The organism is Fructobacillus apis, from assembly GCF_023893635.1.
GTDB classification, from domain to species: Bacteria; Bacillota; Bacilli; order Lactobacillales; family Lactobacillaceae; genus Fructobacillus; species Fructobacillus apis.
In genome coordinates, this window is the sequence record NZ_JAMWYK010000001.1 from 205620 (window position 1) to 231201 (window position 25582).

General features: G+C 51.4%; 20 protein-coding genes. 2 read left to right on the plus strand and 18 right to left on the minus strand.

The features are described from left to right. Positions 1-118: 118 nt before the first annotated feature. The 13 genes from glmM to gatC form a co-directional block, all read right to left on the minus strand. Positions 119-1486 (minus strand): phosphoglucosamine mutase, encoded by a 1368-nt coding sequence (gene glmM, locus NFX39_RS00925; RefSeq protein WP_252442119.1) that lies wholly within the window; start codon positions 1484-1486, stop codon positions 119-121. A gap of 55 nt (positions 1487-1541) precedes the next feature. After that, positions 1542-2489 (minus strand): CdaR family protein, encoded by a 948-nt coding sequence (locus NFX39_RS00930; RefSeq protein WP_252442121.1) that lies wholly within the window; start codon positions 2487-2489, stop codon positions 1542-1544. Beyond that, positions 2489-3313, minus strand: coding sequence for a diadenylate cyclase CdaA (gene cdaA / locus NFX39_RS00935; protein WP_252442123.1), 825 nt, complete (start codon positions 3311-3313; stop codon positions 2489-2491). The genes NFX39_RS00930 and cdaA overlap by 1 nt, the downstream gene beginning before the upstream one ends. A 3-nt stretch (positions 3314-3316) precedes the next feature. After that, positions 3317-5413, minus strand: coding sequence for a cation:proton antiporter domain-containing protein (locus NFX39_RS00940; RefSeq protein WP_252442125.1), 2097 nt, complete (start codon positions 5411-5413; stop codon positions 3317-3319). 4 nt (positions 5414-5417) lie between these two features. Next, on the minus strand, positions 5418-6296 hold the full coding sequence (murB, locus tag NFX39_RS00945) for a UDP-N-acetylmuramate dehydrogenase (RefSeq protein WP_252442127.1): 879 nt from the start codon (positions 6294-6296) through the stop codon (positions 5418-5420). 268 nt (positions 6297-6564) lie between these two features. Beyond that, entirely contained in the window at positions 6565-7053 is a 489-nt protein-coding gene (locus NFX39_RS00950; RefSeq protein WP_252442452.1) for a YehS family protein, read from the minus strand. A gap of 115 nt (positions 7054-7168) precedes the next feature. Then, on the minus strand, positions 7169-9451 hold the full coding sequence (mutL, locus tag NFX39_RS00955; protein WP_252442129.1) for a DNA mismatch repair endonuclease MutL: 2283 nt from the start codon (positions 9449-9451) through the stop codon (positions 7169-7171). Further along, positions 9444-12245 carry a DNA mismatch repair protein MutS gene (mutS, locus tag NFX39_RS00960; RefSeq protein ID WP_252442131.1) on the minus strand — a complete coding sequence of 934 codons (2802 nt, stop codon included), beginning with the start codon at positions 12243-12245 and terminating at the stop codon, positions 9444-9446. Before mutS ends, mutL begins: the two co-directional genes overlap by 8 nt. A 175-nt stretch (positions 12246-12420) precedes the next feature. Next, positions 12421-13812 (minus strand): 23S rRNA (uracil(1939)-C(5))-methyltransferase RlmD, encoded by a 1392-nt coding sequence (gene rlmD / locus NFX39_RS00965; protein ID WP_252442133.1) that lies wholly within the window; start codon positions 13810-13812, stop codon positions 12421-12423. A 135-nt stretch (positions 13813-13947) separates the two neighbouring features. Then, positions 13948-15006 (minus strand): diacylglycerol kinase family lipid kinase, encoded by a 1059-nt coding sequence (locus NFX39_RS00970; protein WP_252442135.1) that lies wholly within the window; start codon positions 15004-15006, stop codon positions 13948-13950. Positions 15007-15184: 178 nt separating this feature from the next. Then, positions 15185-16639, minus strand: a complete 1455-nt coding sequence (gatB, locus tag NFX39_RS00975) for an Asp-tRNA(Asn)/Glu-tRNA(Gln) amidotransferase subunit GatB (protein WP_252442137.1) — start codon at positions 16637-16639, stop codon at positions 15185-15187. 11 nt (positions 16640-16650) lie between these two features. Then, positions 16651-18117, minus strand: a complete 1467-nt coding sequence (gatA, locus tag NFX39_RS00980) for an Asp-tRNA(Asn)/Glu-tRNA(Gln) amidotransferase subunit GatA (protein WP_252442139.1) — start codon at positions 18115-18117, stop codon at positions 16651-16653. Continuing rightward, positions 18117-18425, minus strand: a complete 309-nt coding sequence (gatC, locus tag NFX39_RS00985; protein WP_252442141.1) for an Asp-tRNA(Asn)/Glu-tRNA(Gln) amidotransferase subunit GatC — start codon at positions 18423-18425, stop codon at positions 18117-18119. Before gatC ends, gatA begins: the two co-directional genes overlap by 1 nt. 222 nt (positions 18426-18647) lie before the next feature. Here gatC and rpsO point away from each other — a divergent pair, with 222 nt between their 5' ends. Both rpsO and rpsT read left to right on the plus strand, forming a co-directional pair. After that, positions 18648-18917, plus strand: coding sequence for a 30S ribosomal protein S15 (gene rpsO, locus NFX39_RS00990; RefSeq protein WP_213809476.1), 270 nt, complete (start codon positions 18648-18650; stop codon positions 18915-18917). Positions 18918-18966: 49 nt separating this feature from the next. Then, positions 18967-19218, plus strand: a complete 252-nt coding sequence (gene rpsT / locus NFX39_RS00995; RefSeq protein ID WP_213809475.1) for a 30S ribosomal protein S20 — start codon at positions 18967-18969, stop codon at positions 19216-19218. A gap of 100 nt (positions 19219-19318) precedes the next feature. Here the strand turns inward: rpsT and NFX39_RS01000 are convergent, their stop codons facing one another. From NFX39_RS01000 to NFX39_RS01020, 5 genes are all read right to left on the minus strand, one after another. After that, complete coding sequence (locus tag NFX39_RS01000) at positions 19319-19903, minus strand: hypothetical protein (RefSeq protein ID WP_252442143.1); 585 nt, start codon at positions 19901-19903, stop codon at positions 19319-19321. Positions 19904-20153: 250 nt separating this feature from the next. After that, positions 20154-21956, minus strand: coding sequence for a C39 family peptidase (locus NFX39_RS01005; RefSeq protein WP_252442145.1), 1803 nt, complete (start codon positions 21954-21956; stop codon positions 20154-20156). A gap of 129 nt (positions 21957-22085) precedes the next feature. Beyond that, positions 22086-22496: a GtrA family protein gene (locus NFX39_RS01010; protein WP_252442147.1), complete on the minus strand. Its 411-nt coding sequence runs from the start codon at positions 22494-22496 to the stop codon at positions 22086-22088. 119 nt (positions 22497-22615) lie between these two features. Continuing rightward, on the minus strand, positions 22616-24121 hold the full coding sequence (locus NFX39_RS01015) for a glycoside hydrolase family 68 protein (protein WP_252442149.1): 1506 nt from the start codon (positions 24119-24121) through the stop codon (positions 22616-22618). Positions 24122-24233: 112 nt separating this feature from the next. Further along, positions 24234-25577 carry a DUF3329 domain-containing protein gene (locus NFX39_RS01020; protein ID WP_252442151.1) on the minus strand — a complete coding sequence of 448 codons (1344 nt, stop codon included), beginning with the start codon at positions 25575-25577 and terminating at the stop codon, positions 24234-24236. Positions 25578-25582 lie beyond the last annotated feature (5 nt).

The window sequence follows — 25582 nt, forward strand, 5'->3', positions numbered from 1 at the left end:
ATTCCTCTCTTGGTTCAGTTACTTTCCATTATAGCAGATTTTCCCCACTAACTCGGGTCATTAGAGACGAAAAAAGCTAAGAAAGTCGAACTGACTTTCTTAGCTTTTTTAAATCGAATTATTTTGCGATGTTTTGAACCGTTTGGACCAAATCATCAACGTAGGCATCAACCAATTCCTTCGTCTTGGCTTCAGCCATGACGCGGACGATTGATTCCGTTCCTGAAGGGCGAACAAGCACGCGACCGTCACCGGCCATTTGCTTTTCGACTTCTTCAATCTTTTCCTGCAAGGCAGGTTCGGCCATCACCGCGTTCTTGTCAGAAACGGTCACGTTTACCAACTTCTGTGGGTAAATCGTCACGGGTGCAGCCAATTCTTGCAAGGATTGACCAGTTTCCTTCATCACGTTCAGCAATTGCAGAGCCGTGAGGAGGCCATCCCCTGTCTTAGCCCAGTCCTTAAAGATGATGTGTCCGGACTGTTCACCACCAAGGTTGTCGTCGTCTTCCAACATCTTTTCCATGACGTAGCGGTCACCGACCTTGGTCTTAACAGAAGACATGCCTTCTGCTTCCAAAGCCTTGTAGAAACCGATGTTTGACATGACCGTTGAAACAACCGTTTGGTGCTTCAAGCGACCCTGGTCGTTCATGTGCTTGGCGGTGATATACATGATCTTGTCACCATCAACGATGTTTCCTTCGGAGTCAACGGCAATCAAACGATCACCATCTCCGTCAAAGGCCAATCCGGCGTCGAATTCACCTTCTTGAACCATCTGAACGAGTTTTTCAGGATGCGTTGAACCAACGCCATCGTTAATGTTCAAACCGTCTGGTTCCGTTCCCATGGTTTCGAAGTCCAAGCCCATGTCTGCGAAGAGACGTGGCAGCAAGTCCGCCGTGGCACCGTTGGCACCATCCAAGGCAATCTTGAAACCAGAAAGGTCGGATGGCACCGTCTTTTGCAAGAAGGCCATGTACTTTTGGGCACCTTCTTGGTAGTGGGACACAAGACCGATTCCTTCGGCTGAAGGACGTGGCAATTGGTCACCGTCTTTGCCATCCAAGATGGCTTCGATTTCAGCTTCCAAATCATCGGAAAGCTTGAAACCGTCTTGACCGAAGAACTTGATGCCGTTGTCCTTGGCCGGGTTGTGTGAGGCGGTAATTTGAATACCAGCATCCGCTTCCAAGGCTTCCACCAAGTAAGCAACGGCTGGCGTCGTGATAACGCCGAGGTTCAAGACGTCAACACCGACTGAGAGAAGCCCTGAAATCAAAGCTTCTTGGAGCATTTCTGAAGAAATCCGTGTGTCTTGTCCAACAACAACGACTGGCTTCTTGTCAGGGTTATCGTTGTGACGGGTTAAGATGGCCCCACCTGCTCGTCCGAGGGACAAGGCAAGTTCGGGCGTTAACCCTTCGTTAGCGACTCCGCGAACACCATCGGTTCCGAAGTACTTTAACTGTGATTCTGTCATTGTTTTTTATCTCCACATTTGGTTCATGTCATCAAATGAAAGCGTTCAAAGTCGTTTAGGACTTTGGACTAATCGTTACCTTCACCTTTTGTTCAGATAAACGGTCAACGCCGCTTGGCTTGTTCAAATCAACGGTTTTCGTTGTTTTATCTTGAATGCTGCTCAAATCGAGCGGAACAAGCAACGAGTCGATGCTATCCAGTGTACCATCTGACCCATAGATTGTCACGGAAGTAGGGTCAAAGGACACGTTGTAGTTATCCAATGAACCAGAGCTAGCCTGGGCCTTCAGGCTCACTTTCTTGTTATCTTCCGTTGAGGCAACCTGCAACTTCACCATCGCCTTTGGTTGTGACAACGTGACTTGAACGGGTTCGCCGTTCTTGTCGTAGGCGGTCAACTTAGCGTTTTGGTTGATGTTGGACTTGGTGTTCTTGTCCAAGTCCACATCGGCACCAACATATTCAACGGCTTCCACGTTGGCCTTTGGTCCGGTCACCGTCACCGTCTTTGGATCGACGGTTGTGTCCGTGACATGGTAGCCGTCCGCGAGTTTGTCCTTATCGTATTGGACGCGGACATCCTTCTTCGCCGTGTTCTTTTCAGCCAACGTCACGGAAACCGTTTGTGGGCTGGCGGTTGCGGTCAAAGACTTGTTAATACCAAGAACTTCCACGTTCACCGAGTGCTGTCCGGCACCAAGGCCACGCATGTCGGCCGTGGCGACCAGGGTGTTGCCGTTCTTTGCGGCCGTAACCAAAGCGGATGATCCTTCGAGTGAGACGGAAACGGAGCTTGGTGCTGAAACGACCACGTAGTCGTCTTCATTATACTGCAACTTCAACGGAACGGTCATGCTCTCCTTCTTTTGAGGAACAAGGGAGTAAGAGTTGTTGGAGTTACTGTTGAAGTTCTTGAGGGACAGAACGTAGGCTGCGAGCAAAATGGCTAACAGCAATGAAAAGATAATGTTAATCGTTTTTGATGAAGTAAACTTTTTCATTATTCCTTTCCTCCCTTCCAGAAGAATTGCAACCAAGCAAACTTCTTTTGCTTTGAAACCGGTGTGATCCACTGCTTTTCAAAGAAGTTCAAGTAAGATTCTTGATCCATGTTGCGGAGCAAGTCACCACGCTGCGTGATGGAGATTTCACCCGTTTCCTCGGAAACGACAACCGTTACGGCATCCGTTGCTTCAGAGATACCGACGGCGGCACGGTGACGCGTTCCCAATTCCTTTGGAATACGCGTTGATTCCGAAAGGGGCAAGTAAGAAGCGGCCGTGGCGATTTGGTCGTCGTTAATGATGACGGCCCCATCGTGCAATGGCGTGTTTGGAATAAAGATGTTAATCAAGAGCTGACCGGTAATGTCGGCGTCCAAGGCGATTCCCGTCTTGATGTATTCTTCCAGGGTGTCTTTTCCGTTAATGGTAATCAAGGCACCGATACGACGCTTGGACATATACTGCAAGGCCATGTCCAGGGCCTTAATCAATTCGCGAACCTGTTCGTTATCCAAGTGGCGCTTTCGAACGGTCATGCGTCGTCCAAGACTTTCTAGTCCTCGACGGATTTCCTGTTGGAAAATGACAACCAGAGCGATTGGCGCCCAGGTAATCACTTGGTCCATCAACCAGGACAAGACCACCAACCCGAGTGACCAGGCGATAACCTTGACCAAAACGATGGCCCCAACACCAAACATAATTTGGAGGGCACGGGTGCCTTCCACAAACGTAATGACCTTATAGAGTAAGAACCAAATAATCAAGATATCAATGATGTGTACCAAGTTATTTGAGGTCATGTATGCCCAAATTCCCATTTTTTACTCCTCGTTGCGGCCGACCAAAGCCCGGGTCTCCGCGTAATTAATGTACTGTCGTAAGTTAATGCTTGTCTGTCTTGTGATGCGCTTTTGGTCGTAGAGCTGTTGGACCATGTCACGCTCGGCAGATAAGGCTTTTAGTTCAAGTTCCAGACGAATCTTGTCGTCTTTTTCCTGCTGGTCGAAGGAAGCTACGTGCTTGTGCTTTTCAATCTCGTAGCGGTAAACGACGATCAAGTTATAGGCGGTCTGGCGCAGGACACGGTGAGTCACCGTATCCCCGACCTGGCCACTGACAAAGTCAGATAAGGCCTTGATGGCGGCTTTGGCCATTTCGATGTGGGCAAAGTCGGCTTCTTCATAGACCTTATCGGAGTCCTGGTCCGATAGCCAGATGCGGTAGTTGGCACGGATTCGACGCCAAGTCCAACGCAGGTGGTTCAACCCTGCCAGGTCGCGGTCGGAACCGAGATCGGCTTCGAACTGGTCGAGGCGCTTGGCCTGCAAGCTGTAGGTCAGAGGCGCGATTTCTTCGTCGACCAGGAGCTTTTGGAGAGCAGAACGCTGAGCCTTCAAGGCGATTTCCTGCAGTTCCAATTCCTTTTCGGCCGCAAAATCGGACTGGTCCAAGTCGTCGTGCAAGGCGTGACGAAGAACACGGGCCGTCTTTTGGCGGCGGGAAATCAGTTCGTGAATGATGCGTCGGTTTTCCTCGCGCTGCAAATCACGCAGCTGCTGGATACCCACACGGGTGATCCAGAGACGCGCGCGCTTCTCCGAGATATCCGCCTGGGGGCGTTCGACTTTGTCCTCAATCGCCACAGCTGATTCTGGCTGGGTAAAATCGTGGGTAGACGCTTCCTTTGTCACCAAAGGTAACATGATGGAAGCGAGCACCAAAGACAAGACCACAACGACCGCGGCGATGAAGACCACGAGGTCGCGCCCGGCAAAGGGCTTCCCGGCTGCGGTCACGGTCGGAATCGTCAGGACGGCGGCCATCGTAACGGCCCCGCGGACCCCGGTCAAACCAGAAACAATGGCGGACCGGAAGGTCGGCACCGTAAAGCGATGGTGCACGTGCTGGCCCAGCTGAATGGCGTAGGCCCAGAGCACGCGGAGGGCAAAGACGATGAACCAAACGGCCGCACCGTAGAGGAAGGCCTGCCAGTTGGCGATGGCCGTGTCCTTCAAGATGTTGTTCAAGGCGTTTGGCAGCGTGATGCCCAGCAGAACGAAGATGAGTCCGTTCAGCACGTAGACGACCACTTCCCAGGAGTGAACCGAAACGATCGTGGCTTCGGCCGACAAGAGGTTCGAACGGTTGTCCGAGATAATCTTGGCGGTGATTCCACCGGTTACAACGGCGATTAAACCGGAAGCTTTGAGCGGCCCTTCGGCCACCCAGAAGATGATGAACGGCATGAGCAGCGTGAAAATCGTGTAGAAGACCACGTCGGCCAAACCGAACTGGGAGACCCAGTTACGGATACCAATCATCGCCGCGCCGAGAACGATTCCGGCGATGATGCCGACGACCGTCATCCAGGCGAAGTTTAGCAAGGCGTCACCCAGCACGAAGGTCCCCGCAACGGTCGCTTTGACGGCCGTGTTAAAGGAAACCAGCCCGGTGGCGTCATTTACCAGTGACTCCCCCGCCACAACGTGCAGCAGGTTTTCCGGCAGCTTCACTCGCTTGGCGATGGCCTGCACGGCCACGGGATCCGTTGGTGAAAGCACGGCGGCCAAGGCCAGTGAAACTGGCAAGGAAAGCTGTGGAATCAGCCAGTGAATCCCGAAACCACCAACGATGGTCGTCACTAAGACGAGCAGGATGGCGTTCAGCAAAATTGGTGCGCGCAGCTCCCAGAGTTCCCGTTTTGGAAAGCGCCAGGAGTCGTTGAACAGAATGGGCGCAACGAACATCATCATGAACCAGTGGGAATCCACCTCGACGAAGATGTGCCCTCCCCAGGCTAAGATGAAGCCGATGGCAATTTGAAATAGTGAGATTGGGATGGCCGGGACAAAGTGGGAGATGATGCTGGACAGCGCCACCCCCGTCACTAAGACGACCATTAACTCGATTAAAGTCATGGTTTTAGCGGTCTCCTATAATCCGGACTTCCGGTTCTAAATTCACTTGGTAGTTCTTGAACACCTCTTTTTGGACGAGGTGAATGAGATCCTCGTAGTCGTTTCCAGTGCCGTGGTCGACGTTCACCATGAAGCCGGCGTGCTTGGTTGAGACCATCACACCACCGACGGACGTGCCCTGAAGGCCGGAATCCATGATGAGCTTCCCGGCAAAATACCCTTCTGGACGCTTGAAAACGGACCCGTTGGACGGCCAGGAAAGCGGCTGCTTCAAGGCGCGGGCGTAGTTGTTTTCGTCCATCTTTTCTTGGATGAGGCGCTTGTCCTTCTTCTTCAAGGCGAAGGTTGCTTCCACAATCACCCCGCCGTTTTTCTGAAAGACGCTCTGTCGGTAGCCAAAGTCAAGCCCGTCCCTGCCAAATTTCTGCAAGGTCTTGTCCGGCATCAAGGCCGTCACGCTCTCCACGACCATGTCCGCCTGGCCCCCGTAGGCACCAGCGTTCATGAAGACGGCACCACCGACGGAACCGGGAATCCCCGCAGCCCATTCGAGCCCGGACAAGCCCTTATCTTGCGCGATTGCCGCCAGCCAAATGATGTCACAGCCGGCTTGCGCCGTCAACTTCTCGCCAACAGCAGAGACCGCCTTCAATTCCGTCATGAGGATGACCAGGCCTCGGAGCCCGCCAGAACGGACGACGAGGTTGGACAGACGGCCGAAGACGTGGACGGGTAGGTCCTTCTCCTTAGCCCAGTCGAGAAGCTCTTGAAGCTCGTCGAGGGACTTGGGAATCGCCAAATAATCGGCCCGTCCACCGGCTTGGGTGTAGGCGTAGGGCGCGATGTCTGTGTTTTCGAGTAAGGCAGCTGCGGTCTTTTGCATGAGGTTCTCCAGAAGTGTTCTATCTTCTCTATCATAACAAATTTTCCACTTTATATATGAAAAAAGACGACCAAAATGGTCGTCTTAAACAGAAATTTGATTGATAGCACGGGCATTTGCCCGACTTTTGTGAGCAAGGAGGCGCTGCTTCGAAGCGCGGTGGCCAAGCCACGCCCCTTCGAATCCAACAAGTCAATTGAGCTGGGAGCCAAGCGGCCTCCCCGCCCCTGACTTTGACAGCCATCGCTTCGCCTTGGGCAGCAGTCGCTTAGCCGCGGTACTTCTTCCCCATCCCCGCCAACATCTTGCGGACGTAGCGGTCGCCGGCCTCGCGGTAGTTGCGGTGGTCGGGACGGCGGAGAATGGCGGACAGCTCACCGTTCGAGATGCTGTCACCAGCGAGCTTCATCAGCTCCTGGATGTCGTCGGACATGTAGGACATGGCAATCTTGATTTTCTTGATTGTCACGTTGTTGACCAGCTTGGCGTTCTTGATGTCGAAGGTTGGCGGTACGATGTTGCCGTCCTTGTCCTTGCGGTGGCCACGCTTATCGATGACCAGACCGTTCAAGAAGGCTTCCAAGTCGTGGGAAGACAAAAACGCGTCGAACTTTTCTTCCGGGTCCTGACGGGTCAAAATCGTGTCCAAATCGGAATCGGTCACCGTCACGCCACCCTCTTTGAAGATGGCTTCGATTTGCTTGTTCGTCAAATTCAACGCGTAGCGCAGTCGAATAATGACGTCGTTGTTGTTCATCATAAAGAAATCTTCCTTTTTAATTGCTTGAAACGGCAGGCTGCCTGCTTGAAGTGCGACCCGGTGTTCAAATCGACCACAGTGCCCATAAAACGCCCAGCTCCGACTTCCCCTTTTAGAACGGGTGGTTGTCGTAGTTCTGCCAAGACTCGTGGGAGTCCTGGATGCGCTTGAACATGCGCTCCATTTCGGTCAGCGTGAAGGCCGTCAAAACGGGACGGCCGTGCGGACAGTTGTATGGGTTTTCGGCCTTGGCCAGGTCGGCCAAGAGCGTGCGCGCCTCGTCTGACGAGATGTGCCAGTTGGCCTTGATGGCCCGCTTACAGGACATCATGATGGCGGCCTTCTCACGGAAGGCGGCGACGGTCAAATCGCCCTGGGCAAGCACCCAGTCGATCATTTCCTTGACCGTACTTTCGACCTGGTCGGGCTTGATCCACGTTGGGTGCTCGTACAAGGCGAGCGTGTTCGGACCAAACTCTTCAACGGCGAGACCAACGGCCTGCAGCGTGTCCTGCTTGTCCAAAATCTTGAGGACGTCGGCCGTGGAATAGGTCAAGGTCAGCGGCTGCAAAAGCACCTGCTGGTTGTCGGAAACCTCGCCGACCTGCTTGCGGTAGAACTCGTAGTTCAGGCGCTCCTGGGCGGCGTGCTGGTCGATGAGGTAAAGCTTGTCCTTGTCCTGCGCGAACAGGAAGGTCCCGTGCATCTGGCCGATGTAGTCGAGGTTCGGGAAGCCCTGGCTCTCCTGGTTGTCGACGTCGAGGTCGAGGTTCACCGGCTTTTGCTTTTTCGCGTTGCCTTGGCTCTGGCTGGCAAAGTCAAACCCGTCCCTGCCAACTTCGGCTTCCGCCCCACCAACAGCTTCCGGTGCAGCTTGGGCTTTTCCCCCAGCAACACAGTCATGCGCTGAGGGAGAGTCGAACCCTGCGGTTCGATCCCGGTTACCACCTTCATTTGTATCTTGAACCGCACTTTCAGTTCGAGTCTGGGTAGGCGCATAGGCCGCGGGCTCTTGGGCCACAGAGGCGCCGGCCCCAGCAAATCCACCAGCTCCAGCACCCTCGGTGCTCGTGTTCTTCCCCGTCTTCGCTTCCTCGAAGATTTCAACGAAGTCTTCTTTGGCGTAGCGGTTGGCAAAGTTCAAAACGGCGGCGTCATCCAAAAAGGCCTTGTCGGACAGCTGGATGATGTGGCCTTCATCGATTTCAATCGGAGGCAAGGACGCCAACTTCACCGCACGAACGGCGGGTGGCATCTCGTGCCCAAGGTCGGGAATCCCGGTGTAATCGCGTTCGTCTTTCTTAGAAGAAGTGGCGGTCTGCCCCACTCCCGAAGCTGACGCCATTCCCGGATGGGCCGAATCCTCAGCCGCTTGGCCAAGGTTCTCCAACGCATCGGGAATGAGATTCTCGGCGGACAGGCGGTCCCGGACAACCTCCGTCAAAAGGTCCGTTAACTCCCCCTGCTCAGACAGACGGATTTCCGCCTTCTGCGGGTGGACGTTCATGTCGACCAACAGCGGATCCAACTCAATTGATACCGCCCCGATTGGGAAGCGGCCGACCATCAGTTTGGAGCCGTAGCCCTTGATGATGGCGTTGGAGACGGAGAAGTTTTTGACGAAACGGTGGTTGACCAAAACGGCCAAATACGAACGCGAAGCACGCGTCTGTTCTGGCAGCGTCAGGTAACCGGAGACCTTGAAGTGCTCGGATTCACCTGAGAAACCAACCATCTTTTCGGCCGTCTTGCGGTCGTAGATGGCGGCCAGTACCTGGCGCAAATCGCCGGAACCGGTGGTCTTCACGAGGGTCTTCCCGTTGTGGGTCAGGGTCAAGGCCTTTTCGGGATGCGCCAACGCAAGGTGGTTGACGACGTCCACGATTAACGAAAGCTCGGTCTGCGGCTTCTTCAGGTACTTCAGACGGGCTGGCGTGTTGAAGAAGAGGTTGCGGACGGAAACGATGGTCCCGAGGCGGCCGGCGGCTGGCGTTTGTTGAACAACTTGGCCACCTTTGACTTGGTAGGTGTAGCCGTCATCGGCGTTACGCGTCTTGGTTTGAAGCGTGACGTCGGCCACGGAGGCAATTGACGGCAGGGCTTCACCTCGGAATCCGAGGGTTAAGACGTTAAACAAATCGTGGCGATTTTGTATTTTAGAGGTGGCGTGGCGAACGAAGGCCAGAGGAACTTGTTCGCTCGGAATCCCATCTCCGTTGTCGATGACCTTGATGAGGTCGAGGCCGGCGTTGTCGACGACGACCTGAACTTGGTCGGCGTTGGCATCGATGGCGTTTTCGACCAGCTCCTTGACGACGGAGGCGGGACGCTCGATGACCTCACCGGCGGCAATCTGGTTGGCGAGGAGGTCGGAGAGTTCGTGAATCTCAGCCATGGTGGGCCTCCATGTCTTGAAGCTTGTAGAGGAGGTTCAGGGCGTCCAAAGGCGTGAGCTTGTTCAGGTTGGCCTTCTTCAGCTCTGCCAAAACGGCCTGTTCGGCCTTCGAAGTCCGCGTGGCCGCGCTAGCGTCCTCGGAACGCTTTTCAGCAACCTCAAACAATGGCAGCTCTTGCGCCATCTTATCAGAGGTAACGCCAGCGGCTGGCGCCTCAAAGCTCGCAACCGCAGCCCCTGATTCAGAACCGGTGCCTTCAACGGCGGTCGCTTCTGACTTTTCCGGCGCCTTCGTCGTAACCGTGCCAGAAGCATCAGCCGCAACAGCTTCCGCATCCGCATCCACGTCCACCTGCCCTGCTCCCTGTGCTTCCAAAGCAGCCAGGATGGCCTCGGCGTTATTCAACAAAGGCTTAGGCAAACCGGCCAAAGCGGCCACCTGGATACCGTAGGAACGGTCGGCGGCACCCTGCTGAATCTGGTGCAGGAAGTGGAGCTTGCCGTCGTCGGAGAGCTTGGCCCCGACGTGCACGTTTTCGATGGCAGCATAAGAATCCGCCAAGGCCGTGAGTTCGTGGTAGTGGGTCGCAAAGACGGTTGTGGCATGCAAGTTGTCGGCCAAAAATTCGATGATGGCCTGGGCCAGCGCCATACCGTCGTAGGTGGCGGTACCGCGTCCGAGTTCGTCAAAGAGAATCAGGGACTGGGCGGTGGCGTCTTGCAGAGCCAGGTTGGCTTCGGCCATTTCGACCATGAAGGTGGATTGACCGGCGACGAGGTCGTCGTTTGCCCCGATACGGGTAAAGATTTGATCAAAGATTGGGAGTTCGGCGGCGTCTGCTGGTACGAAGGATCCCATCTGGGCCAGGATCACGATGATGGCGAGCTGGCGCATGTAGGTCGACTTACCGGCCATGTTGGGTCCGGTAACCAGTTGAATGAATTTGTCCTGTGGGAAAGTCACGTCGTTGGCGACGTATTCCCCCGCCCCGAGCAGTGATTCCACAACGGGGTGGCGGCCCTGCGTAATGTTAACGGCACGTGAACCATCCGTATGGAAGCTTGGCTTCACGAAGTGCTTTTCTTCGGCGACTTCGGCCAAGGCAGCAAGCACGTCAATCCGTGCCAAATCGTGCGCCAAACTTTGCAGGCGGTGCATTTCTTGCTTAACGGTCGCGCGAATTTCCAAGAAGAGTTCGTACTCGCGGTCGAAGCGCTTGGTTTGGGCGGCGAAGATCAAATCTTCGTGCTCCTTTAACTCGGGCGTGGTGAAACGCTCGGCGTTGGTCAACGTCTGCTTGCGGGTGTAGCGCCCGTCTTCAAGCTTAGACAAGTTGGCCTTCGTGATTTCGATGAAGTAACCGAAGTTCTTGTTGTACTTGACCTTCAGGGTTGGGATACCAGTGGCTTCGCGCTCTTGTTCCTGGTAGGAAGCGAGCCAGTCTTGGTTGTCGACGAGGGCTTGCTTGTATGAGTCAACGAGGTCGTCGTAGCCAGGCTTGATGAGGTCACCGTCACGAACGGAGACGGGCGGATCATCAACTAAGGCGGCTTCAATCAAGTCGGCCAAATCAGAAACGGGGTCGAGTCCCTCGCCCATCTCTTGCAAAACGGCGCCCGTAGACGTGCCCGTCAACGCGCCTTCCAACGCGGGAACGGCCTGTAAGGACTTCTTCAACTGCACCATGTCCTTGGCGTTCAAGGTACCAAGTGCGGCCTTGGCAGCCAAACGTTCCAAGTCGTAGACGTACTTCAGTTGGTCCTGAACGGTTCCACGGGTGAAGAAATCGTCGTTGAAGGCGGCCAAAACTTCCTGGCGGGCTTCAATGTCATTCAGCTTCTTCAACGGCTTGATGAGCCACTGCTTGAGCAAACGACCACCCATGGCGGTCTTGGTCTGGTCGAGCAAGGCGAAGAGTGATCCGGCCTTCTGCTTCGTGCGGGCGTTTTGAACTAAGTCCAAGTTCACGCGGGTCACTTGGTTGAAAACCAAATAAGCCTGGCGTTCGTATGACTGAACCGGCATGATGTGATCCAAAGAACGCTTCTGCGTATCGAACAAGTACTGGAGCAAGAGACCGGTTACGGCCTGTCCCAAACTGTCCTTCAGGTCCTTGGTTAAGTAAGTGATTGTGGATGAGGCTTCGGCTGGTCCCTGGAAGGAAACCACGAGTCCCTTTTCACCGACGGCACGGGCGACGTCGTCGGCCTTCAGACCGTCTTCCTTTGCCAGGACGACTTCCTTGACTTCCAAAGCGCCGAGTTCGTCTTGGACTTCGGCGACGGATTCGAGGCGGGTGGCCTTCAATTCACCGGTCGACAAATCGATGTAGGCCAGGGCGTAGGGACGGTTCGTTTCGCCAACGTGATGAACAGAAATGTCATCATTGTCGTATACGACGGCGGCCAGGAAGTTGTTGGTCTTCCCGTCCCCGTTTTGGCTGGCGAGCTTGGTCCCGGGCGTGATGAGCTGCACGACGTCGCGCTTCACCATCCCCTTTGCCGTGGCGGGGTCTTCCATCTGTTCAACGATGGCGACCTTGTGCCCGGCGTCGACTAAGATGTCGATGTAGTTGGAGGCGGCGTGGTAAGGAATACCGGCCATTGGCACGGGATTTTCGGAGTTCTTGTTGCGGGCGGTCAGCGTCAATTCCAAAATCTTGGCACCGACGATGGCGTCCTCTTCAAAGAGTTCGTAAAAGTCCCCAAGGCGGTAGAACAAGAAGGCATCCGGATATAAATCCTTGATTTGGTGGTATTGAACCATCATTGGGGTGTCAGCTGCGTTGGCCACGGTATCGGTCCTCCTGGGTGTTTCGTTAAATCTATGTACAAAAGTCCGCGGCGACCGCGAGCGGTCGGGCGCGACTTTCTTATAAAAAAGCCTGTCAATTCAGGCCAGCCGTCCGGCAAAGCGGACGGTCATTTCAATCATCGAGTCCGCTCCAAGGAGCGGATTCAAGTTCTTCTTACTTCTTCAAAACCAACTTCACGACGGCTTCGACGTGCATCGTCTGTGGGAACTGGTCGACGGGCTGAACGCGTCCGTCGATTTCGTAGCCCTGTTCGAGCAAATCGGAAACGTCACGGGCCAAAGTGGCCGGGTTACATGAAACGTAAACCAGGCGTTCTGGCTTCATGACACCAACGGCTTCGATGAAGTCTTGAGTCAGACCCTTGCGGGGCGGATCAACGAAGATGACGTCGGCCGTCTTGCCTTCGCTGGCCCAGGCGTGCATCTGCTCGGGGGCGTCGGCCGCGATGAAGTCGGCGTTCCAAATGCCGTTTTCACGGGCGTTCTGCTTGGCGTCTTCGATGGCGGGTTCGACGACTTCGACACCGAGCACCTTCTTAACGTCGTCGGCGACGGTCAAGGCAATCGTACCGATACCACAGTAGGCGTCGATCACGGTGTCGGTCTTCTTGAGGTCGGCGAGGTCCTTGGCTAAGGAGTAAAGCTTAGCCGTTGTGACCGGGTTAACCTGGTAGAAGGAATTAGGGCCGATGATGTAAGACTTGCCCAGCAAGATGTCCTTAATCTCTTCTTGTCCCCACAAGAGGTGGTTTTCAAAGCCCATAATGACGTTTGAGTGGGCCTTGTTGACATTTTGGACAAGGGAGACAAGCTTTGGCAGGCGGGCCGTAATCTTTTCGACCAGTGCTTCCTTCTTAGGCAGCTTGTCGCCGTTTGTGACGAGGACGACCATGAGTTCGCCGGTCGCCTTTCCATAGCGAGCCATGACGTGGCGAATCGTTCCCTTGCGGGTCTCTTCGTCGTAGGCGGTGAGGCCTTCTTCTTGCAAGACGTCACGGGTTACGCGGATGGCTTCGTCGACGTTTTCGTCTTGGATGTAGAAGGAATCCGTTGGGATGAGCTTGTGAGATCCGCGGCGGTAGAAGCCGGTTTCAAGACGGCCGTTCACCATCTGCGCCGGAATCTGGGCCTTGTTGCGGTAGTGTGTGGGGTCTTCCATTCCAATCGTAGGGGCAACGGAAACTTGAATCTGCGCCTTCTTGAAGAGTTCGCGGACCTGGCGTTGCTTCCAAGCGAGTTGGGCGGTGTAGCTCAGGTTGGCCATGGGTGCAATCCCGGTGGTCAACGCGAGCTTGTCTTGAAGTTCGACACGGTCGGGTGACGGCTTGACGAGCTTCTTGATGGAGGCAAAACCGTAGTTCTTCAAAACCTTGGTGATGACCATGTCGACGCGTTCGCCGGGAAGGCCGTTGGCAACGAAGACGGGGAACCCGTCGAGCTTGGCAACACCCATTCCTTGGTAGGTTAGGTCGATGATGTCGGCGGTGACGATGTCGTTTTTGACAACGGGCGCCTTCTTTTTAAATGTGCGATTGGCTTTGGCCATCAAAAAATCCTCTTCTGTCTAAATCGTTTTTATCGAACAAATGCTCTGGGGAAAACGCGCCGTATCCGGCGCTATTGTCCACCATGCTTGCAGCTTGGGCAGACGACGCGCGATGGCGCTCGCCCTCCCCTGCTTTTACTTCTTAGCCGTGTCCTCTGGGTCAGCCGGAAGGTCGATGTCGTCGGCCCCCGTCTTCTCCAACTGTTCGACTTGTTCGACGAACTGTTCTTGAATCTTTTCGGTCACGGCGTCGTTGCTCATGTCTTCGAGGTTGGCAACGAATTCGATGTGTTGCTTCAGGTTATCGAAGACCATTGGGGCGTCCCCACCGTATTCCCCGTCGAGGTTGACTTTGATAGGGTCGGCATCGAGCGGCTCGATGGAAACGCGGCTCGTCTTCTTGTAGATGAGCTTGGGGTTGTTAATGTGGTTTCCTCCCTGGAGAACCTGGGAGACCATCTGGGCGATTTGCCACATGTTGGCCTTCTTGACGATGAGCAAGGTGAACTTACCGTCGTCCAACTTGGCGTCGGGCACGAGGCTTTCGAATCCAGCAACGGAGTTCGTCAACGCCAAGAAAATCATGGAGATGTCGCCGTCGTATTCACCGTCGTCGAAGGTCACCTTGGCCTTCACGGGCTTCAAACGGGTGAGCAATTCTGCTCCCTTAACCAGGTAGGCCAGGTAGCCGTACAAGGACTTCATGGCGGAAGGAACGGCGTAAGTCAACTCGGAAAGCGTTCCGAGGGCGGCGATGTTCATGTAGTAGCGCGCTTCGCCCACCTGTCCGGCTTCATCCTTGGGGCTGATCTTTCCGATGTCCATCTTGATGGTTTGATCCTTCAAGATAACCTTGGCGGCTTCCAAAGGATCATCGCGGTTGACCTTCAGGGCACGGGCGTAATCGTTTGTGGTTCCAGCAGGAATAATGGCCATCTTTGGGCGCTTGTCCAAGGGTGCAATCCCGTTCACGACTTCGTTGATGGTTCCGTCACCACCGGCGGCGACAATCAAATCGAAGCCGGCCAAAGCGGCACGTTTGGCTTCCTTTTGTGCGGAAAGTGTTTCGGGCGTCGTGGCGAAGGTGGACGTTTCGTAGCCAGCCTCTTCGTAGACGTTCAAAATGGACAGCATGTCCCGCTTAACCATTTCACGGCCGGAGCTTGGGTTGTAGATGATGCGTGCACGTTTCATAAAACTATCAAAGGGGCCATCCGTGATCGTGACGGCTCCTTTTACCTCCATAAAGTATGTACGGAAGCCCCCAAAACGGGATGCTTCCATTAAGCACAAAGAGCGAACCGCATTCGGTCCGCTTTTGGCTGCGCCTCGTTTAGCGAAGCAGAACTGCAAGAACAGTCCCGGCAAACGATTAACGCTTGTTCAATTCTTCTAACAAAATCTTGTTCAAGATTCCAGGGTTCGCTTGACCCTTGGACTTCTTCATCAACTGACCGATCAAGAAGCCAGTGGCACGGTCCTTACCACCCTTAAAGTCTTCGATTGACTGTGGGTTTTGATCCAATACTTCTGTAACCCATGGCGTCAAAACGGCTGGGTCAGAAATCTGAACAAGGCCTTGGGCCTTGGCGTAGGCTTCGGGTTCTTCACCTTCCATGATGGCGGTGAAGACCTTCTTGGCCTGCTTCGTTGAGATGGTACCATCTTCAATCAACTTGACCATACCGGCCAAGTTTTCAGGCGTCAACTTCGTGTCGGCCAATTCGACTTGGTTCTTGTTCAAGTAGGCGTTCACGTCACCGATCAACGTGTTGGCAACACGCTTGGCGGCTGACTTGTCAGAGGCATCCCCCGCTGCAATGGTTGCATCGAAGAAGTTTGACATCGCCAAAGTCTGCGTCAAGACACCGGCGTCGTAAGGTTCCAAGCCGAGTTCTTCGACATAAGACTTTTGCCGGTCGGCGGCTGACTTAGGTAATTCGGCCTTCACGCGTTCAATCCAGGCGTCATCAATGTGAATTGGTGACAAGTCTGGTTCTGGGAAGTAACGGTAATCGTCTGCTTGTTCCTTCACACGCATCAGGATTGTTGACTTCGTTGGTTCGTCGTAGCGACGCGTTTCCTGGCGGATTTGACCACCGGCACGCATCACCTTGGCTTGACGCTTTTCTTCGAATTCAAGTGCGGATTGAACGTAGTGGAATGAGTTGACGTTCTTCATTTCCACACGCGTACCGTAGTTGTCTGATCCGTGGGGACGGAGTGAGACGTTGACGTCGGCACGCATTTGTCCTTCTTGCATCTTGGCTTCAGAAACACCGGTAAAGAGAATTACCCGGCGCAGTTGTTCCAAGTAAGCGTAGGCTTCTTCAGGGGAAGCCAAGTCAGGCTTTGAAACGATTTCGACCAGTGGCGTTCCCTGACGGTTCAAGTCGACGTAAGAGTAGCCGTCCGTCCCGTGGGTGTTCTTACCAGCGTCTTCTTCGACGTGCAATTCGTCGATTCCGATGCGCTTGACCTTTCCGTCAGGCATCGTCACGTCCAAGTAACCGTTCGTTCCGAGTGGCGTGTGCAACTGGGTCGTCTGGTAGGACTTAGGGTTGTCGGGGTAAACGTAGTTCTTACGGTCCCAACGAATGTCGCGGGTGATGTCACAGTGCAAGGCCATGGCAACACGCATTCCGTAGTCAACGGCCCCCTTATTCACAACGGGCAAGACCCCTGGGTAGGCCCAGTCGATCACGTTGGTGTTTTCGTTGGGCGCATCCCCGTAGTGAACGGGAGATGGTGACAACAGCTTTGAGTTCGTTTGCATTTCCACGTGAACTTCGAGTCCAATAGTGGTTTCAAAATTTTCGATTCCCATTTTTGGCCTCCTTAGTAGTTCTTCCCGATGGCGGGAACGTTTTCGTGAAAGTCGTTGCCTTGTTCAAAGGCGTAGGCCAATTGGTAAATCGTTGATTCGTCGAACGGACGACCAATGATTTGCAAACCGATTGGCAAGCCAGCGTTGAAGCCGGCGTTCACGGACATGGCGGGCAAACCAGCCAAGTTAACTGGAATGGTCAAGGCGTCACCCAAGTACATCGTCTTAGGGTCGCCGAGTTCTTCACCCATGCCGTATGGTTGCGTTGGTGTCGTAGGACCAACAATCAAATCGTAGTCTTCAAAGACCTTGTTGAAGTCTTGGATGATCAATGTACGGATTTGAGCGGCCTTCTTGAAGAAGGCGTCGTAGGCACCAGCTGAAAGGGAGTAAGTTCCCAACATGATGCGGCGCTTGACTTCGTTTCCGAATCCTTCGGAACGAGTCTTCTTGTAAACTTCTTCCAGTTCCTTGGCGTCCTTTGCACGGTGTCCGTAACGGATACCGTCGTAACGTTGCAAGTTTGATGAACCTTCAGAAGACATCAAGATGTAGTAGGCAGCGACACCGTAGTGCGTGTGTGGCAGTGACACTTCGGTCACTTCAGCACCCATCGTCTTCAATTGTTCGATGGCGGCGCGCACTTGCAAGGCGACTTCGTTTGACAAACCTTCTTGGAAGTATTCCTTTGGAACGGCAATCTTCATCCCCTTGATGGAATCACCGAGCTTTTCGGTGAAGTCCGGCACGGCACGTTCAGATGACGTTGAGTCGTTTTGGTCGAAACCGGCGATGGCGTTCAAGACCAAGGCGTTATCGCGAACCGTACGCGTCAAAGGACCGATTTGGTCCAATGAAGAAGCCATGGCGAAGAGCCCAAAACGAGATACTCGACCGTAAGTTGGCTTCATTCCAGCGATACCGTTGAAGGCGGCTGGCTGACGGATTGATCCACCCGTATCGGAACCAAGGGCGTAGGCCACTTGACCAGCGGCAACCGCAGCGGCGGAACCACCGGATGAACCACCGGGAACCTTCGTTTCGTCCCAGGCGTTCTTCGTTTGCTTGTAGGCAGACGTTTCGGATGAACCACCCATGGCAAATTCGTCCATGTTGGCCTTACCGATGATGACAGCACCGTCGTCCTTCAACTTCTTGGTAACCGTCGCGTCGTAAACGGGCTTGAAGTCGGCCAAAATCTTTGAGGCAGCGGTCGTTTCCAATCCCTTGGTTGCGATGTTGTCCTTCATGGCCATTGGAATACCGGCCAAGACGTTTGAGAAGTTACCCTTCTCATCGGCCGCAGCCGCTTCGGCCAAAGCCGTTTCTTCGTGCAAACGCACAAAAGCTTCGAGCTGTGGCTCCGTCTGCTTGATGTTATCCAATGTTTCCTTCGTCAAAGAAACGGCGGTGATGTCGCCGTTCTTCAAAGCCTGGTTGATGTCTTCCAGTGAGTGTTCGAAGTAGTTGTAAGTCATTAGGCTTCGTCCTCCCCGTGTAAGATGGCTGGAACCTTGATTAAGTCAGCGGCTTCGTCAGGAGCCTCTGCCAACAGTTCCTTCTTTTGATGCCAGTTGTCGGCGACGTCTTCACGTAAGTGGTTGATGTTTTCGGTTACTGAAAAAGTCGGTGCCACCCCGTCTGTATTAACCTGCGCCATTTCGTCACAGAGCGTCACGATTTCTTGGAGTTGGTTGGTAAAGTGATCCAATTCCTCATCCGAGAAACGCAACTTGGCAAGGTCGGCCACGTGGGCGATTTCTTCTTTTGAAATTGATGCTGCCATGTTTTCACCTGCATGGCTCGCCTAAGGCGATACCATGGCTATCCTTTCAATGTAATTACTGTTCTATTCTACCATTAAACGGCCCTTTCTGCCCCTTGATTTTCTGGGAAAAGTCCGTATAATTAAGACTGTTGTCAAAACAACTGTCCAGATTCTTAGATTAACGTCTCACCGTCGTTTTTCTCAGAACTTTGGAGACATTTAGGAAAGGTGGAAATGATTATGGCCCTTACACAAGAACGTAAGAACGAAATCATGAAAGAATATGCTCGCCACGAAGGCGATACTGGTTCAGTGGAAGTTCAAGTTGCAGTTTTGACTGCAGACATTGCAGAATTGAACGAACACATGGGAGCGCACAAGCATGATTTCCATTCACAACGTGGTCTTTTGAAGAAGATCGGTCGTCGTCGTAACTTGCTCCGTTACCTCCGTGGTAAGGACGTTACGCGTTACCGTGAATTGATCAAGCGCTTAGGTTTGCGCCGTTAAGCAACATTTGCTTTTCAAAAACCAGCATCAAATTTAAGGAGACAGACATATGCCGATTATTGAATCATCTATTCAACGTGTACGCTTGACTAAGAAGCAACACGATCGCAACGAACCACAACGTTCAGCTTACCGTACTGCTGTAAAGCGTTTCGTTAAGGCTGCTAAGAACGGTTCAGCAGATACTGCAGAATTGTACAAGCAAGTTTCTTCAGCAATCGATCGCGCCCACTCAAAGGGTTTGATCAAGAAGAACAAGGCTTCACGTCAAAAGTCACGTTTGGCTAAGTACGTAAAGTAATATTCTTTAAAGAAGCTCACTTCGGTGAGCTTCTTTTTTTATACAGTACCAAGGTAAAAAAGTCCCCCACTCTTTCGAGTGAGGGACTTTTTTCTTTTGTTTAGTTCACTAACTTAAAACTCATCTTCTCAACCGCCGCACGGCCACCGTTGTTATTGGCATAAGCCAGCACATCGGCAATTGTTGCGCGGTATGCCGCGTCATCGTTCTGGCTAAAGGACAACGGACGCGCCTGCGTCTTTTGATCAGACGACGACATCACGTAGCGGTAATAGGCCTTCACCGAAGAGCCGGCGTTCGCCGTCGCCACAAAGCTAGGCGTATTGGCTTGTTGCCGTGTCATGGTAATCCCGGAGGTTGCCGAGCGCTTTAGTTGCTGCCAGCTTGCATCCCCGTTTCCCATGCCGTAAAAGGCAATAAGACGGTAAGCCATCGCATCGCTCGAACGGAAATCGTCCATTGTGAGCGTTTGGCTCTTGGCGTTCCCGCTATACTTTGAACCGCTGTCGCTCGTGCTACCCGAAGATTGCTTGGCATCTGAACGCTCTGGTGAGTTCGTCGAGTCGTCCTGTAAAACAGCTCCTTCCGAACGTGCCTTTTTGGTCCAACTAGCATCCGCAGTCTTTGGCAAAGTCGCTCGCGACTCCTGCTCGCGAAGTGCTGCAGAACTTCTCATGTCCCGCATAATGAGACTCATGGCTGCGACCGCTAAAACGGTTGTGGCCAGTACCATTGTCAATAATTTATGTTGCTTAATCACACTGTTCTATCTCCAATTTAAATGTGATTTCCATCCGTATTTTTCCGAATACCATCCAATGTCTATAGTATATTCATTACATTGAGATTTCAAGAAGATGTTAAAAATTTCTTTCCAATATAGATAATCAGAATAAAAAAGCAGTTATCGTCAAGATAACTGCTTTTTGTTTAATTTAAATAACAGCGACGTTCATTGAAGCAGGTGCGCCATATCCAACTGGCTGCAAGTGAGAGTTCAAATATGACCACTCACCAACAGACATCCAGTAGTTAGCACCACGACCAGCTTGCAATGGGTCGGCAATCAAGAAACCACCATCACGGTAACCGTAGATCAATTGAACGTGGAAGTGATCCCCATCAGCCCCAACACGGTAGTCCCATGGAATGTATGAAATAACTGGGTTGTAAGCCAACAATTGTCCAATAACATCGTTCGCGTTAGCACCCGTGATGTCCTTCGTTTGAACACCAAAAGCACCGTTCAAACGGTTGGCAAGTGCACCGGCCAAGACCGTTTGTGTTTCGCCAGCGCCACGGCCAAATGGGTTTCCGTGGAAGCCGTTGTATGGTGAAACACCCCATCCATAACCAATACGGTTGTAGATATCTTGCACACTAGGTACGCCCTTTCCCTTGGCAGAAAGTGCCATCTGGAATGAGACACCTTCACAACCTTCGGGAGCACCCAACTGGTTCTGGTTCAATGACCAGTGACCAAAGTCAATGCGGATGCCGTTCATGTCCAAACGTCCGTCACCAAAGAAGTTAACATCACGTCCGTAAAGGTTTTGGTGACCGGTTAAGAAGCGACCATCCCCACCAACAAAGTAAATGCCATCGTTGTCACCAACGTATCCGTTGGTGCGCATGTAGTACGAACCATCGTGTCCGAAGAAGTATCCAGCACCATCAATGTATTGGCGTCCTTGAACAGCACGTCCGTTGTTATCCGTGTAGTAAGTCATTCCCCAAGCTTGACGCCAACCTTGGTTTTGACGAACACCGTCAACGAACCAGTAGTAGGTTCCCATGTAGAAACGGAAACCTGTAAACAACTGTCCGTTTTCATACCAACGGTACCCACCGTTTTGGTTGGAACCATCATACAAGTATCCGGAAATTGGACGCATGTAGTAGGAATTATCGTTTCCAAAGTCGTACAACTTACCATCGATGATACGCGTTCCTTGAACGGCACGACCATTTTCATCCGTGTAGTAAGTCATTCCCCATGCTTGGCGCCAACCAGCGTTTTGACGAACACCATCTACGAACCAGTAAAAAGTACCCATGTAGTAACGGAAACCAGTAAACAACTTACCGTTTTCGTACCAACGGTAGCCACCGTTTTGGTTGGAACCATCGTGAAGGTATCCAGAAGAGCGAAGGTAGAATCCACCATCATCACCGAAGTAGAAGTCCTGTCCGTTAATGTTGCGGTGACCTTGAACAGCACGACCATCGTTATCGGTCCAGTATGTCATGCCCCAGGCTTCACGCCAACCAGCGTTTTGACGAACACCGTCAACGAACCAGTAGAAAGTTCCCATGTAGTAACGAAAACCAGTGAACAAGTGTCCACCTTCAAACCAGTTGTACCCACCGTTTGCGCCAGAAACTTCTGGTGAGTAGATATAACCGGAAACACCCTTTGCCGCAAAGTTGTCGAGCGCTTGATCACGCGCTGACTTTTGTGGTGCTACCTCAGGAGCAGCCTGTGCTGATTCCTGAGTCGCTTGGCTAGAAGCAGCTTGGCTAGAAGTTCCTTGAGTGTTTTGACTAGAAGCTTCTTCAGTAGTCGTTTGACCTGTCGACTCCTGTACAGCTGGCTTTACATCAGCAACCTTCGTTGTGGTAGCTGTTATACCATTATTTTCATCGGCTGAAGCAGTCGTGCTTACCAAACCGAATCCTGCCGCTACAATCGCAACAGCTACCCAGTTTTTACCAGCCTTGTATAACTTTTTATGCATTTTCTTTCTCCTGAATGACATTTTTTACAAATGTGTCTATTTAAGTATAACGCTTTTTTTGGAAAATAAAACAAAAATTAAAAGACGAACACTTTCGTGTTCGTCTTTAAGAAATCGTCTATTAAAATGTTATTTTTTAAAGATAATCAGCTTACTCAATACATAGTTTGAGACGATAACAAAGATATTTTGAATACCGTTCCACACCAAATCATTTTGGTGTAGGACGCGAACTCCAAAGGCTAAGATCAACCAACCAATGATTCCAGTCACAAGACGGGCAAGGTAAAACTGCCAGAATTCCCGTGCTAATCCCTTGAAATCACGCACTTCTGATTTAAAGACCCAGATACGGTTGGTTACGTACGCGAAGAGCACAGCCAAAAACCATGATGCCACGTAGGCAACGGTGTATTCCCAGTACCAAAGCGCAGAGAATACGGAGTATGTCACAACGGAAACGACAAAGGTCGCTCCTCCAAAGAATAAGTAAAGCAGGGTTTCTTCGTACTGCTTATATAAGTCGAGTAGTTTAGTCATTATTTATTCCAATCGAAAAGTTTACTTAACCATTATAGCGAACTAGCGAACGGTTCGCTCCATAAATATTAGCAATTTAATAAAAAGTAAAAGCAGTGTTACCACTGCTTTTACTCATATCAATAATTGATTTTTTGTGCTTTAGCTTGATAGTAATGACCAGAGTCAATGACCGCTCCCTGATTCAAGACGGAGTTATTCACCACAGATGTTCGATCACCATTCACTTTGACACGAATACTTGGTGCAAAGGTCTTATTTGCTTGGAAAGCAGTGACCACAAACTCGCTCTTATCCTTACGGTTGGATGGTAAGGCTAAGTATGAGTAGGTGAAGTCAGGCGCATTCATTGGGAGAGATGAAGCGAGAACCAAAGCATTGCCGTTCAACGGCTTGTATGTGCCATTAATGCCATCATCCGAAACCCAGCCCAACATGAAGTTTTGCTTCTGTAGGTTTTGATCTGAAGTAGCAAAGTAAATCCCCCAGACGGAAGCAAACAGATACCAACGCCCCTTATACTTCACCAAGTTGGGACGCTCCATCATGTCGTGGGTAGCATTAGAGGTGACCATTGGTTTCATCACCTTCTTCAACGTGAAATCTGAATTCAGTTCAATTTTACCCATGGCTGAGTTTGAAAGATAGGCACGGGCATATTCTTCGGACTTCTTATCCGCTTCCAAACGTTTCTTCTCAGTTTTGAAGAAAGCATTCAGGCCATAATACTTTGATTGCTTAAAATTATTATCTCCCTGGTAGTCACCACTTTTTGGTCCAGTGTTTCCTTCAAAAGCTAAGTAGTACTTACCATTTTCGATGACGAAGTGTGGATCACGCATCGCAAATGAATCTGTAACGCCATTCATCGCAACGGCCTGTTCCGCTTTCTGATAGATTTCCCCATCACCGGTGAAGACCGTCTTATGATCAGTAGCCTTTTGATGGTTAATCGTCAAACCAGAGGCCCAGTCAGTGCCATCCTTAGGTTCCACAGCAATCTGAGCCGTCGTTAACGCTTGTCGTTGCTCTTTATTCCAGGCATTCGTATAGAAGAGACGCAGCGTTTGGTCATTTGAATTCATCATGGTCGTTGAACCAGACCATTCGCTCTTGATGTGATCAAGATTATAATCTTCTTTGCTCAAATCACGGCCTTCACCAAAGTCTGAGAAAACATCCCCCAGATACTTCCAGGTACTAATGTCATCTTCTTTATCCGAAATCTTTTGAGCATACATGCCAAGCTTGACTCCTGAATCGTCACCACGGTCTCCCTTAGCAGTCAATCCAATGACCAGGCGATAACCATGATAGTTTGCAACCGCTCCATCACGATCGGTTACTGGCCACGAATCCCAAACGGAAACAGGAACTTCTTTTTGCAGCTTTTCATCCCAAACTTTTGCAGACGGAACATCTTTTAGCAAAGAGGCATTTTCAAACTTAGGCGCCCGATACTTTTTATCTTGTAAGGATGTTTGAATACTATCCATTTCTGCACGGGTATAGTGGGTTACCGTACTGTTTTTCTTTTGCTGTGCGTTATGCCAGTTCTGGTATGCAGCGTAACCGATGCAGCCCAGTACAACGGCACTAGCTAGTATAAATACTTTATTTTTCAAGGAAAGCTCCCTCTTTTAATTCATAATAACCATCTCATTATAAACTAGAACCAAATTGGCAACAACCAAGCAAAAAAGCCTTGCAGCATGCAAGGCTTTTTAATCAATCGCTTTACTTATCAAGGACAATCCCCTTCAAGTCATAATGAATATTATATCCAGAATTAGGGAACATCTGAGAGTCGGTTGAATTCAATTCTTCTAACTGATAACTAACTGCAAATTTCTTTTGTGGGTAGTAACTCAGCTTCTTGACTGAAATTACCTTCTTTGATCCGCGTAGCTTATCGAGTTCAACGTAGCGTTCGCGTAGTGCGTTGTTTGTCTTATGAGCATCGACTGTACCACGGACAAGCTTGTAGCCACTTCCGAGAATAAGGAGAGCGGCGAAAGCAATTGTTCCGACACGCCAAAGCTTATTCAAAGACAAATCGCTAGCCAAAATCAGCAAGAGTTTAACCAGTGCAATCAGAAGGAAAACAACCCCACCGAAGAATGAACGTCCACCGTCTTGACCAATTGGCGCAAGTGACAAGACATAAATGGTTGCCATCCCTGCAGCAAAGAAAGCCGTGCTTTCAATGACTGACTTGTATCCCTTCAAGAAGAAGACAACGACCGTCAAGATAACCAACAAAGCCAATAGCAGCAAGTATTGGTGATAAAGTGACTTCGTTACTGCAATGAAACCGGTCTTAAAGTGGGTGAACGTTGATTGTTCAAACCACCAATCAGGCATTTGGGCATGCGTCCGAACCTTGTTTCCAGGGGCCGACACTAAGAATCCGTATCCAACGAGGTAGAAGATGATACTGATTAACTGCATCCATGTCCACTTCAGCTGCTTGTAAAAACGACCAACAAGCATGAAGAACAGAACTAAGAAAAGTCCACCACCGGAGGTGTTTTCATTGGACCATCCAGCCACAAAACCGAGAACCGGCATCAAGTACCAACCCCACTTCTGATTAACTGGGTTTTCTTTGTACCATTGGTAGAAAGGCAAAACAAAGAGCAAAATCAACGTCGTTGTAAAGAGATAGTTTCCTGCACCAGCTCGCCAGAACATGGTTTGACCAATGACAGGGGCAAAGAATAAGAACGTGGCAAAGAAAACTAAGTAAGCTTGCCAACTTTTAACCATCTTTGAATCAACTTTCGCCATCTTCGTTGCGACAACTAAGAAAAGAATGGAAACAGCAGAAACGAGTAGGCTCGTCACCATTCCTTGGTTGGCAACCAAGATGCGCCAGAATGTCTGACCGACGGCACGACCATTCCACCCCATGTAGTCGCCGTAGGCTTGGTTGTACAAAGCGGAAAGAGTTTGTGGCCCGTTGATGTACAAGTCATCGTCAAACAACTGCGTATCCAAGTTCATCCCAAGAAGGTACACAAAACTGAAAATCAACAACAGGGCGTATCCCCAGTTCTTTTTGATAAATGTTTTTAGCATTTAAA

What these genes read in the sequence shown, in the direction of transcription:
- glmM (WP_252442119.1), bottom strand. Translation starts at nt 1,486, where the DNA reads ATGACAGAATCACAGTTAAAGTACTTCGGAACCGATGGTGTTCGCGGA.
- NFX39_RS00930 (WP_252442121.1), bottom strand. Translation starts at nt 2,489, where the DNA reads ATGAAAAAGTTTACTTCATCAAAAACGATTAACATTATCTTTTCATTG.
- cdaA (WP_252442123.1), bottom strand. Translation starts at nt 3,313, where the DNA reads ATGGGAATTTGGGCATACATGACCTCAAATAACTTGGTACACATCATT.
- NFX39_RS00940 (WP_252442125.1), bottom strand. Translation starts at nt 5,413, where the DNA reads ATGACTTTAATCGAGTTAATGGTCGTCTTAGTGACGGGGGTGGCGCTG.
- murB (WP_252442127.1), bottom strand. Translation starts at nt 6,296, where the DNA reads ATGCAAAAGACCGCAGCTGCCTTACTCGAAAACACAGACATCGCGCCC.
- NFX39_RS00950 (WP_252442452.1), bottom strand. Translation starts at nt 7,053, where the DNA reads ATGAACAACAACGACGTCATTATTCGACTGCGCTACGCGTTGAATTTG.
- mutL (WP_252442129.1), bottom strand. Translation starts at nt 9,451, where the DNA reads ATGGCTGAGATTCACGAACTCTCCGACCTCCTCGCCAACCAGATTGCC.
- rlmD (WP_252442133.1), bottom strand. Translation starts at nt 13,812, where the DNA reads ATGGCCAAAGCCAATCGCACATTTAAAAAGAAGGCGCCCGTTGTCAAA.
- NFX39_RS00970 (WP_252442135.1), bottom strand. Translation starts at nt 15,006, where the DNA reads ATGAAACGTGCACGCATCATCTACAACCCAAGCTCCGGCCGTGAAATG.
- gatB (WP_252442137.1), bottom strand. Translation starts at nt 16,639, where the DNA reads ATGGGAATCGAAAATTTTGAAACCACTATTGGACTCGAAGTTCACGTG.
- gatA (WP_252442139.1), bottom strand. Translation starts at nt 18,117, where the DNA reads ATGACTTACAACTACTTCGAACACTCACTGGAAGACATCAACCAGGCT.
- gatC (WP_252442141.1), bottom strand. Translation starts at nt 18,425, where the DNA reads ATGGCAGCATCAATTTCAAAAGAAGAAATCGCCCACGTGGCCGACCTT.
- rpsO (WP_213809476.1), top strand. Translation starts at nt 18,648, where the DNA reads ATGGCCCTTACACAAGAACGTAAGAACGAAATCATGAAAGAATATGCT.
- rpsT (WP_213809475.1), top strand. Translation starts at nt 18,967, where the DNA reads ATGCCGATTATTGAATCATCTATTCAACGTGTACGCTTGACTAAGAAG.
- NFX39_RS01000 (WP_252442143.1), bottom strand. Translation starts at nt 19,903, where the DNA reads ATGCGGGACATGAGAAGTTCTGCAGCACTTCGCGAGCAGGAGTCGCGA.
- NFX39_RS01005 (WP_252442145.1), bottom strand. Translation starts at nt 21,956, where the DNA reads ATGCATAAAAAGTTATACAAGGCTGGTAAAAACTGGGTAGCTGTTGCG.
- NFX39_RS01010 (WP_252442147.1), bottom strand. Translation starts at nt 22,496, where the DNA reads ATGACTAAACTACTCGACTTATATAAGCAGTACGAAGAAACCCTGCTT.
- NFX39_RS01020 (WP_252442151.1), bottom strand. Translation starts at nt 25,577, where the DNA reads ATGCTAAAAACATTTATCAAAAAGAACTGGGGATACGCCCTGTTGTTG.